Below are 10,986 nucleotides of genomic sequence, written 5' to 3' on the forward strand. Positions count from 1 at the left end.
ACGATGACCCGTAGTGAACTTCAGGGTAAAATACGTATCAAATAAAAAATTACTGCTGACCTGGGGCTTTGCACCCGGGTCGGTTTTCTTTTGCTTCTGGCCTGGCACTAATAGCGAACCAGGCGGGCTTTACAGCCGGAGCGGGGCGAACCGCTCCCTACAGGAATGTTTAAGAGGTATAACGATGCAAGCTATCCCTATGACCCTTGGTGGGGCAGAAAAACTGCGTGAAGAACTGGATTTTCTCAAATCTGTACGTCGCCCAGAAATCATTGCTTCCATTGCTGAAGCGCGTGAACACGGCGACCTGAAAGAGAATGCGGAATACCATGCTGCACGTGAGCAGCAGGGCTTTTGCGAAGGTCGTATCAAAGATATCGAAGCGAAGCTGTCTAATGCGCAGGTTATCGATATCAGCAAGATACCGAACACCGGTCGTGTGATTTTTGGCTCAACGGTGCAGGTACTGAATCTGGACAACGATGAAGAACAAACTTATCGTATCGTTGGCGATGACGAAGCAGATTTCAAACAGAATCTGATTTCCGTGAACTCCCCAATTGCTCGTGGCCTGATTGGCAAAGAGCAAGATGATGTTGTCGTCATCCGTACGCCGGGTGGTGAGGTCGAGTTCGAAATCCTGAAAGTGGATTATCTGTAAGATATGTTCGACACTCAAAATGTTGATTGAGTGTAAAGATAAGAAAAAGGCCGCATAGCGGCCTTTTATCAAGCTTGAGAGCGTGGCATGTTGCTAGCCTTCGTAAAGAAAATCCCTCATTTAACACAATCTTGTGTCAGAAATTAGGATATTCTTAACGTGGCAGCGAGATTTTGCGTTCTTTACCAGGGCGATAAAGTACCAGCATCTTACCGATGACCTGTACGTTACAGGCGCCGGTTTCGCGCACGATAGCGTCCACGATCAAGGTTTTGGTTTCGCGATCTTCCGAGGCGACTTTCACCTTGATAAGTTCATGGTGCTCTAACGCTTGTTCAATCTCGGCCAGTACCCCTTCGGTCAAACCATTATTGCCAAGCATAACTACTGGCTTGAGCGGATGTGCTAGACCTTTCAGGTGCTGTTTTTGTTTAGTACTCAGATTCATCGTATATTTTTGCTTACGTTGGGATTGAAAACGGGTCATTCTACCGCCATCTCCCTTATATCACCAAATGATGCGTAGAAATTTACGCCAAAGGTTACGATGAACTGCCCCTATGGGAATGTTAAATGACAGGTAAAAAGCGTTCTGCCAGCTCAAGCCGCTGGCTCCAGGAACACTTTAGCGATAAATATGTTCAACAGGCACAGAAAAAGGGGTTACGTTCCCGTGCCTGGTTTAAACTTGATGAAATACAGCAAAGTGACAAACTTTTTAAGCCGGGGATGACAGTAGTTGACCTCGGTGCTGCCCCAGGAGGCTGGTCACAGTACGTGGTCACGCAGATTGGTGGCAAAGGCCGCATTATCGCTTGCGATCTTTTACCTATGGATCCAATCGTTGGTGTGGACTTCCTTCAAGGCGATTTTCGTGATGAACTCGTGGTGAAGGCATTACTGGAGCGAGTGGGTGACAGTAAGGTACAAGTTGTCATGTCAGATATGGCACCAAACATGAGCGGAACGCCGGAGGTTGATATCCCCCGGGCCATGTATCTGGTGGAGCTGGCGCTTGAAATGGTTCGTGATGTGCTAGCGCCAGGCGGAAATTTTGTAGTGAAAGTGTTCCAGGGCGAAGGTTTCGATGAGTATCTAAGGGAAATTCGCTCCCTGTTTACGAAGGTCAAAGTTCGTAAGCCGGACTCTTCTCGTGCGCGTTCACGTGAAGTGTACATTGTAGCGACCGGGCGAAAACCATAACCGGAAGATTTCAAACGAAAGTTTGAATGAAGACGGATATAGCGTATCCTGACGCTGTTTTTAACACAGTTGTAATAAGAGGTTAATCCCTTGAGTGACATGGCGAAAAACCTAATACTCTGGCTGGTCATTGCCGTCGTGCTGATGTCAGTATTCCAGAGCTTTGGGCCCAGCGAATCGAACAGCCACAAGGTGGATTATTCTACCTTCCTGCAAGAGGTCAATAACGACCAGGTTCGCGAAGCGCGTATCAACGGACGTGAGATCAACGTTACCAAGAAAGATAGTAACCGTTACACGACTTACCTTCCGGTTAACGATCCGAAGCTGCTTGATAACCTGCTGACTAAGAACGTCAAGGTTGTAGGCGAACCACCTGAAGAACCGAGCCTGCTGGCTTCTATCTTCATCTCATGGTTCCCGATGCTGCTGCTGATCGGTGTCTGGATCTTCTTCATGCGTCAAATGCAGGGCGGCGGTGGCAAAGGTGCCATGTCGTTCGGTAAGAGCAAAGCGCGCATGTTGACGGAAGACCAGATCAAAACCACTTTTGCTGACGTTGCAGGTTGTGACGAGGCGAAAGACGAGGTAGCCGAACTGGTTGAATATCTGCGTGAACCGAGCCGTTTCCAGAAATTGGGCGGTAAAATTCCGAAAGGCGTCCTGATGGTCGGCCCTCCGGGTACCGGTAAAACCCTGTTGGCAAAAGCCATCGCGGGTGAAGCGAAGGTTCCGTTCTTCACTATTTCTGGTTCTGACTTCGTGGAAATGTTTGTGGGTGTCGGCGCATCACGTGTGCGTGACATGTTCGAACAGGCCAAGAAAGCAGCACCGTGCATCATCTTCATCGATGAAATCGACGCCGTAGGCCGCCAGCGTGGCGCAGGTCTGGGCGGTGGTCACGATGAGCGTGAACAGACGCTGAACCAGATGCTGGTTGAGATGGATGGCTTCGAAGGTAACGAAGGTATTATCGTTATCGCAGCAACTAACCGTCCAGACGTACTTGACCCAGCGCTGCTGCGTCCAGGCCGCTTTGACCGTCAGGTTGTGGTCGGGCTGCCAGATGTTCGCGGTCGTGAACAGATTCTGAAAGTGCATATGCGTCGCGTACCGCTGTCTCCGGATATCGATGCGGCAATTATCGCTCGTGGTACCCCTGGTTTCTCCGGTGCAGACCTGGCGAACCTGGTGAACGAAGCGGCACTGTTTGCGGCACGTGGCAACAAGCGTGTGGTATCAATGGTTGAGTTCGAGAAAGCGAAAGACAAAATCATGATGGGTGCGGAACGCCGCTCCATGGTGATGACGGAAGCGCAGAAAGAATCCACCGCGTATCACGAAGCAGGCCACGCCATTATCGGTCGCCTGGTGCCTGAGCACGATCCGGTGCACAAAGTGACGATTATTCCGCGCGGTCGTGCGCTGGGTGTGACCTTCTTCCTGCCTGAAGGCGACGCGATCAGCGCCAGCCGTCAGAAACTGGAAAGCCAGATCTCTACCCTGTACGGTGGCCGTCTGGCAGAAGAAATTATCTATGGCGTAGAGCATGTTTCTACCGGTGCGTCGAACGACATTAAAGTGGCGACTAACCTGGCACGTAACATGGTGACCCAATGGGGCTTCTCCGACAAACTCGGTCCTCTGCTGTATGCGGAAGAAGAGGGTGAAGTATTCCTGGGCCGTTCTGTTGCCAAAGCGAAGCATATGTCCGATGAAACGGCTCGTATCATCGACCAGGAAGTGAAATCGCTCGTGGAACGTAACTACAACCGCGCGCGCCAGCTTCTGAACGAAAACATGGACATCCTGCATTCGATGAAAGACGCGCTCATGAAATATGAGACTATCGATGCGCCGCAGATTGACGATCTGATGGCTCGCCGCGATGTGCGTCCGCCAGCGGGTTGGGAAGAACCTGGTTCATCCAACAACTCCGGCAGCACGGGCAAACCAACTGCTCCGCGTCCGGTTGATGAGCCACCTGCGCCAGACTCTGGCACCATGTCAGAGCAGCTGGGCGACAAATAAGTTCTCCTTCGTGGATGACCGTGCTTTACCTAAAACCCTGGGGCTTGCCCCGGGGTTTTTTCTATTCAACAAGACATGAAAAGGATTCGCTATGAAACTCACCGCCCAGGGCTCCATCCTGGATCTCTCCCATCCGCACGTCATGGGAATACTCAACGTTACGCCAGATTCATTCTCTGATGGCGGCACACATAACACGCTGGTTGAGGCGGTAAAACATGCGAATCTGATGATTAATGCCGGGGTGACAATCATTGATGTTGGTGGTGAATCCACGCGTCCTGGTGCGCTGGATGTGAGTGTTGAAGAGGAACTGGCTCGCGTGATTCCCGTGGTGGAAGCCATTGCCCAGCGTTTTGAAGTCTGGATTTCTGTTGATACCTCCAAGCCTGAAGTCATCCGCGAATCCGCCCGTGTTGGCGCGCATATCATCAATGATATTCGTTCGTTAAGCGAACCGGGGGCGTTGGAAGCTGCTGCAGAAACAGGGTTGCCTGTGTCGATAATGCACATGCAGGGCAACCCGAAAACCATGCAGGACGCGCCAAAATACGCTGACGTTTTTGCTGAAGTTAATCGCTACTTTGCCGAACAGATCGCCCGCTGCGAGAAAGCCGGGATCTCAAAAGATAAATTGCTGCTCGACCCCGGCTTTGGTTTCGGTAAAAATCTCTCCCATAACTATGCATTATTGGCGCGCTTGTCAGAATTTCATCATTTTGGCTTACCGCTGTTTGTCGGTATGTCGCGTAAATCGATGATTGGCCAACTGCTGAACGTGGGGCCGTCAGCGCGTCTTAGCGGCAGCCTGTCGTGTGCTGTTATTGCAGCTATGCAGGGCGCGCATATCGTTCGCGTCCACGACGTAAAAGAAACTGTTGAAGCGATGCGAGTGGTGGAAGCCACCCTGTCTGCGAAAGGAAAAAAACATTATGAGTGATCGCAAATATTTTGGTACCGATGGGATCCGTGGCCGTGTGGGAGACTCACCGATTACCCCTGAATTTGTTCTGAAGCTAGGCTGGGCGGCAGGTAAAGTTCTGGCGAGCCACGGCTCGCGTAAAATCATTATCGGTAAAGACACTCGTATTTCCGGCTACATGCTGGAATCTGCGTTAGAAGCTGGGCTGGCTGCTGCGGGATTATCCGCTTCATTCACCGGTCCAATGCCGACGCCTGCGGTAGCCTACCTGACTCGCACTTTCCGTGCGGAAGCCGGTATTGTGATTTCGGCATCCCACAACCCATTCTACGATAACGGCATCAAATTCTTCTCCATCGATGGCACCAAACTGCCGGACGAAGTTGAAGAAGCGATTGAAGCTGAAATGGAAAAAGAGCTGACCTGCGTTGACTCCGCAGAACTGGGTAAAGCAAGCCGTATTGTGGATGCGGCCGGTCGTTACATTGAGTTCTGCAAAGGCACTTTCCCGAATGAACTGAACCTTAACGCGCTGAAAGTCGTGGTGGACTGTGCCAACGGCGCGACCTACCACATTGCGCCGAACGTGCTGCGTGAGTTGGGTGCTAACGTTATTGCAATCGGCTGCGAGCCGAATGGCGTGAACATTAACGAAGAAGTGGGTGCGACCGATGTGCGTGCGTTGCAGGCACGTGTGCTGGCAGAGAAAGCCGATCTCGGTATTGCGCTGGATGGTGATGGCGACCGCGTCATTATGGTTGATCACGAAGGCAATAAAGTCGATGGCGATCAAATCATGTACATCATCGCCCGTGAAGCATTGCGTCAGGGCCAACTGCGCGGCGGTGTCGTCGGGACGCTGATGAGTAACATGGGTCTGGAAGTGGCGCTCAAACAACTGGGTATTCCTTTCACGCGTGCCAAAGTCGGCGACCGCTACGTGCTGGAAAAAATGCAGGAGAAGGGGTGGCGAATTGGGGCAGAAAACTCCGGCCACGTTATCCTGCTGGATAAAACCACCACCGGTGACGGTATCGTCGCAGGCTTACAAGTAGTTGCGGCTATGGTGCGTAACCATATGAGTTTGCATGACCTGTGTAGCGGAATGAAGATGTTCCCACAGGTGCTGGTGAACGTGCGCTATACCGACGGCAAATCTAATCCGTTAGAAAATGACGCGGTGAAAACGGCGGCGGCGGAAGTGGAGAGCGCGCTGGGAAATCGTGGGCGAGTACTGTTACGTAAATCTGGCACCGAGCCGTTAATTCGTGTGATGGTGGAAGGCGAGGACGCCGAACAGGTGACTGCGTTTGCTCACCGGATTGCTGATGCGGTAAAAGCAGTATAGTTATTGCTAAGTGACTAAAAAGGCGGCGCTTGCTGCCTTTTTATGAAGGATTCACCGTTGTTTTGCTGTTTTTTTCCGCAGTTGATACAATGTGTCGAAATTGCCCTTGCGAAGGTCATTCGCTTTGGTTAGTATTCACACCCGCTTCAGTGGGAAAATAAGTCTCCCGCTTTATTGGTTGAGGCACTTGGTACGCGGTGACCCCGCAAGGAACAGGTTGATTATGTACGAAGCTCTTTTAGTAGTTTTCCTTATTGTAGCAATTGGCCTTGTGGTCCTCGTTATGCTGCAGCAAGGTAAAGGCGCTGATATGGGAGCCTCCTTTGGAGCAGGCGCTTCCGGCACGCTGTTTGGTTCAAGTGGTTCTGGTAACTTCATGACCCGTATGACCGCCGTGTTTGCGACACTGTTCTTCATTATCAGTCTGGTGCTGGGCAACATCAACAGCAACAAGACCAATAAAGGAAGTGAGTGGGAAAATCTGACTGCACCGGCTAACACCGAGCAGACTCAGCCAGCTGCACCGGCCCAGCCGACCAGCGATATCCCGCACTAATAGCAGTATCTGTACCGAGGTGGTGGAATTGGTAGACACGCTACCTTGAGGTGGTAGTGCCCTAACGGGCTTGTGGGTTCGAGTCCCATCCTCGGTACCAATATTCCGAAAAAAAGACGCTGAAAAGCGTCTTTTTTTTCGTCTGTAGTCTGTACGCCCGGTGCCCCGATATTGTAGGCCGGATAAGGCGGTTACGCCGCCATCCGGCAATGTGCGCTGTTGTGCCTGATGGCGCTTCGCTTATCAGGCGTACGGTCTACACACCACGCAAACTCCTAACGCAAAAAAGGCCGCATACGCGGCCTTTCACTCATTTTCTTACTCGCTTATTTGCTTTTGTTTTCCAGGTTCTCGACCTGTGGCAGACCGGTTGCGGCAGAGGCGGTCAACAGACCGGACTTCGCATAGCCGAACAGCTTCTCACGGGTATCGGTAATATCCAGGTTACGCATGGTTAACTGGCCGATACGATCGTCTGGAGAGAATACGGATTCACCTTTCTCCATCGTCAGACGCTCTGCCTTGTAGGTCAGGTTGCCGGACACGGTGTTCATGATCGAGTAGTCATTACCACGACGTAGCTCCAGCGTCACTTCACCGGTGATCTGGCTGGCAACCCAACGTTGCAGACCGTCACGCAGCATCAGTGCCTGAGAATCGAACCAACGGCCCTGGTACAGCAGGCGACCCAACTGACGACCGTGGGCGTGATACTGCTCAATGGTATCTTCGTTATGGATACCAGTCAGCAGACGCTCATAGGCGATATGCAGCAGCGCCATCCCCGGGGCTTCGTAAATACCACGGCTTTTCGCTTCAATGATACGGTTCTCAATCTGGTCACTCATGCCCAGACCGTGACGTCCGCCAATGCGGTTTGCTTCCATCATTAATTCAACGTCATCGCTGAAGGTTTTACCGTTCAGTGCGACGGGATGACCCTGCTCAAAACGGACGGTCACTTCTTCCGCTGGAATTTTGACGTTCTCATCCCAGAATTTCACGCCCATGATAGGGTTAACAATCTTCAGACTGGAGTTCAGGAACTCAAGGTCTTTGGCTTCATGCGTTGCGCCCAGCATGTTGGAGTCAGTTGAATAAGCTTTCTCAACGGACATCTTATAGTCAAAACCGCAGGCAATCATAAACTCGGACATCTCGTGGCGTCCGCCCAGTTCATCAATGAAATCGGTATCCAACCACGGTTTGTAAATCTGCAATTCTGCATTGGTCAGCAGGCCATAACGATAGAAACGTTCAATATCGTTGCCTTTATAGGTGCTGCCATCACCCCAGATGTTCACGCCATCTTCTTTCATGGCGGCAACCAGCATGGTACCGGTCACTGCACGGCCCAGCGGGGTGGTGTTGAAGTAGGTCAGGCCGCCGGTAGTATTATGAAAAGCACCACATTGAATAGCGGCAATACCTTCTGCAACCAACTGCTTGCGGCAGTCGATCAGTCGAGCATTCTCTGCACCATATTCCATAGCACGACGAGGAATTGCATCATAATCATCTTCGTCTGGCTGACCCAGATTTGCAGTATATGCATATGGGACCGCGCCTTTTTGTCGCATCCACAGCAGCGCTGCGCTGGTGTCAAGACCGCCAGAGAAGGCGATACCAATACGTTGACCTGCTGGAAGATGCTTGAGAATCGTCGTCATAAAGTAAAACCCTGCTTAAGTGACTGAAGGTGAAATCGCTTTCCGCTGTCAGTGAATTTTTATGCAAAATAAATGAGTTTTAATTTAATCATCTTTTGCCGGAGACTGGAAGTGATTCATGCATTTTTATTCAAAAAATCCGCGCTATCAGCGTAGACCGCAGTGATTACCATACCGTGATGCCAAACGCATTTCTTCTGCATAGAATGTGAGGTTGACAAGCTGTGAGCCACATCACTATACTGTAGGTCGATTTTACGTCCCGTCCTCGGTACCAAATCCCAGCATTATTTGCATTTTTTACTCAAAACGCGTAAAATTTGCCACGTTCGTTTCAGGCGCGGGGTGGAGCAGCCTGGTAGCTCGTCGGGCTCATAACCCGAAGGTCGTCGGTTCAAATCCGGCCCCCGCAACCACTTTCCCTTAGAGTTCTTTTTCAAATATACTGTGAAGACTTAGGCCTTCGTCGTTGGATTTGAAAAAAATTCTTTCGGAAGGTTCTCCAGGCCGCAGTTGCGGCTATAGGGTTCAGTTATCTAAAGCCCCGATTTATCGGGGTTTTTTGTTATCTGACTACAGAATAACTGGGCTTTATGCCCTTTTTTTATGTCTTGGGGGTGGGTTTGTCCACATTAGAGCAAAAATTAACAGAGATGATTACAGCGCCGGTTGAAGCCCTGGGCTACGAGCTGGTCGGCATCGAATTTATTCGTGGCCGCACTTCCACACTGCGCATCTATATTGATAGTGAAAATGGCATCAATGTTGATGATTGTGCTGATGTGAGCCACCAGGTAAGTGCTGTGATGGATGTCGAAGATCCAATCACCGTTGCTTACAACCTGGAAGTTTCCTCTCCGGGCCTCGACCGTCCTATGTTCACCGCTGAACACTATGTACGCTTCCTGGGTGAAGAGGTGACGCTGGTCCTGCGCATGGCGGTTCAGAACCGTCGTAAATGGCAGGGCGTTATCAAAGCGGTGGATGGTGAAATGATCACCGTTACAGTCGAAGGTAAAGATGAAGTGTTCGCGCTGAGTAATATCCAGAAGGCGAACCTGGTTCCCCACTTTTAACAGTCTGGATTGAGGTGAAAAGCCCGCGATGAACAAAGAAATTTTGGCCGTTGTTGAAGCCGTTTCCAACGAAAAATCACTGCCACGCGAGAAAATTTTCGAAGCGCTGGAAAGTGCGCTGGCTACAGCAACGAAGAAAAAATACGAACAAGAAATTGACGTACGTGTAGAGATTGACCGTCGTAGCGGTGATTTCGACACGTTCCGCCGTTGGGTTATTGTCGAAGAAGTGACCCAGCCAACTAAAGAAATCACGCTGGAAGCCGCACGTTACGAAGACGAAAGTCTGAACGTGGGTGAGTACGTTGAAGATCAGATTGAATCTGTCACCTTTGACCGTATCACCACCCAGACGGCAAAACAGGTTATCGTCCAGAAAGTACGTGAAGCTGAACGTGCGATGGTCGTTGAGCAGTTCCGTGAACACGAAGGTGAAATCGTCACCGGCGTGGTAAAAAAAGTAAACCGCGATAACATCTCTTTGGATCTCGGCAGCAATGCTGAAGCCGTTATCCAACGTGAAGATATGCTGCCGCGCGAAAACTTCCGCCCAGGCGACCGTATTCGTGGTGTTTTATACTCTGTACGTCCAGAAGCTCGTGGCGCACAGCTGTTTGTCACCCGTTCTAAGCCGGAAATGCTGATCGAACTGTTCCGCATTGAAGTGCCGGAAATTGGCGAAGAAGTTATTGAAATCAAAGCCGCCGCTCGCGATCCAGGCTCTCGTGCGAAAATTGCCGTTAAAACTAACGACAAACGTATCGATCCAGTTGGTGCTTGCGTAGGTATGCGTGGCGCACGTGTTCAGGCGGTTTCTACCGAACTGGGCGGCGAGCGCATTGATATCGTCCTGTGGGATGATAACCCGGCGCAGTTTGTCATCAATGCGATGGCACCGGCTGATGTTGCATCCATCGTGGTTGACGAAGACAAGCACACCATGGATATCGCCGTTGAAGCCGGTAACCTGGCACAGGCGATTGGTCGTAATGGCCAGAACGTCCGTCTGGCCGCTCAACTGAGTGGTTGGGAACTCAACGTGATGACCGTTGATGACCTGCAGGCTAAGCACCAGGCTGAAGCACATGCTGCTATCGATACCTTCACCAAATATCTCGATATTGATGAAGATTTCGCAACCGTGCTGGTTGAAGAAGGCTTTGCAACGCTTGAAGAGCTGGCTTATGTGCCAATGAAAGAGCTGCTGGCTATCGACGGCCTGGATGAAGACACCGTTGAAGCGCTGCGCGAGCGTGCTAAAAACGCACTGACCACTCTGGCACTGGCCCAGGAAGAAAGCCTCGGTGACAACAAACCGGCTGACGATCTGCTGAATCTGGAAGGATTGGATCGTGAAATGGCCTTCAAACTGGCTGCCCGTGGTGTTTGTACGCTGGAAGATCTCGCCGAACAGGGCATTGATGATCTGGCTGATATCGAAGGGTTAACCGACGAAAAAGCCGGTGAGCTGATTATGGCTGCCCGTAATATTTGCTGGTTCGGTGACGAAGCGTAATAA

10 protein-coding genes and 2 tRNA genes are annotated in these 10,986 nt (G+C 51.0%); 10 read left to right on the forward strand and 2 right to left on the reverse strand.

Features of this window, described 5'->3' with window-relative positions:
* Positions 1 to 184: 184 nt before the first annotated feature.
* Positions 185 to 661, forward strand: a complete 477-nt coding sequence (gene greA, locus U0026_RS02905; RefSeq protein ID WP_062774187.1) for a transcription elongation factor GreA — start codon at positions 185 to 187, stop codon at positions 659 to 661.
* A 154-nt stretch (positions 662 to 815) separates the two neighbouring features.
* Here the strand turns inward: greA and yhbY are convergent, their stop codons facing one another.
* Positions 816 to 1,109: a ribosome assembly RNA-binding protein YhbY gene (gene yhbY, locus U0026_RS02910; RefSeq protein ID WP_035891263.1), complete on the reverse strand. Its 294-nt coding sequence runs from the start codon at positions 1,107 to 1,109 to the stop codon at positions 816 to 818.
* A gap of 125 nt (positions 1,110 to 1,234) precedes the next feature.
* On the opposite strand from yhbY, the gene rlmE reads away from it, so the two are divergent.
* From rlmE to U0026_RS02940, 6 genes are all read left to right on the forward strand, one after another.
* Positions 1,235 to 1,864 carry a 23S rRNA (uridine(2552)-2'-O)-methyltransferase RlmE gene (gene rlmE, locus U0026_RS02915; protein ID WP_062774188.1) on the forward strand — a complete coding sequence of 210 codons (630 nt, stop codon included), beginning with the start codon at positions 1,235 to 1,237 and terminating at the stop codon, positions 1,862 to 1,864.
* A 99-nt stretch (positions 1,865 to 1,963) separates the two neighbouring features.
* On the forward strand, positions 1,964 to 3,895 hold the full coding sequence (ftsH, locus tag U0026_RS02920; RefSeq protein WP_062774190.1) for an ATP-dependent zinc metalloprotease FtsH: 1,932 nt from the start codon (positions 1,964 to 1,966) through the stop codon (positions 3,893 to 3,895).
* Between the two features lie 91 nt (positions 3,896 to 3,986).
* Entirely contained in the window at positions 3,987 to 4,835 is an 849-nt protein-coding gene (folP, locus tag U0026_RS02925) for a dihydropteroate synthase (protein ID WP_062774191.1), read from the forward strand.
* Complete coding sequence (gene glmM / locus U0026_RS02930) at positions 4,828 to 6,165, forward strand: phosphoglucosamine mutase (protein WP_062774193.1); 1,338 nt, start codon at positions 4,828 to 4,830, stop codon at positions 6,163 to 6,165. The genes folP and glmM overlap by 8 nt, the downstream gene beginning before the upstream one ends.
* A gap of 223 nt (positions 6,166 to 6,388) precedes the next feature.
* The gene (gene secG / locus U0026_RS02935) at positions 6,389 to 6,721 is read left to right on the forward strand and encodes a preprotein translocase subunit SecG (RefSeq protein WP_062774195.1); all 333 of its coding nucleotides are present in this window, start codon (positions 6,389 to 6,391) and stop codon (positions 6,719 to 6,721) included.
* 13 nt (positions 6,722 to 6,734) lie between these two features.
* Positions 6,735 to 6,821, forward strand: a tRNA-Leu gene (locus U0026_RS02940).
* 226 nt (positions 6,822 to 7,047) lie between these two features.
* Here U0026_RS02940 and argG read toward each other — a convergent pair.
* Entirely contained in the window at positions 7,048 to 8,391 is a 1,344-nt protein-coding gene (argG, locus tag U0026_RS02945) for an argininosuccinate synthase (RefSeq protein WP_062774196.1), read from the reverse strand.
* 339 nt (positions 8,392 to 8,730) lie between these two features.
* Between argG and U0026_RS02950 the strand changes: the two genes are divergently transcribed.
* From U0026_RS02950 to nusA, 3 genes are all read left to right on the forward strand, one after another.
* Positions 8,731 to 8,807: transfer RNA gene (locus U0026_RS02950), tRNA-Met, on the forward strand.
* A gap of 207 nt (positions 8,808 to 9,014) precedes the next feature.
* The gene (gene rimP / locus U0026_RS02955; RefSeq protein WP_062774362.1) at positions 9,015 to 9,467 is read left to right on the forward strand and encodes a ribosome maturation factor RimP; all 453 of its coding nucleotides are present in this window, start codon (positions 9,015 to 9,017) and stop codon (positions 9,465 to 9,467) included.
* Positions 9,468 to 9,495: 28 nt separating this feature from the next.
* Entirely contained in the window at positions 9,496 to 10,983 is a 1,488-nt protein-coding gene (gene nusA, locus U0026_RS02960; RefSeq protein ID WP_062774198.1) for a transcription termination factor NusA, read from the forward strand.
* The last annotated feature ends 3 nt before the right edge of the window (positions 10,984 to 10,986 follow it).

The sequence above is a fragment of the Kluyvera intermedia genome (assembly GCF_034424175.1).
In the GTDB taxonomy this organism is placed as follows: domain Bacteria; phylum Pseudomonadota; class Gammaproteobacteria; order Enterobacterales; family Enterobacteriaceae; genus Kluyvera; species Kluyvera intermedia.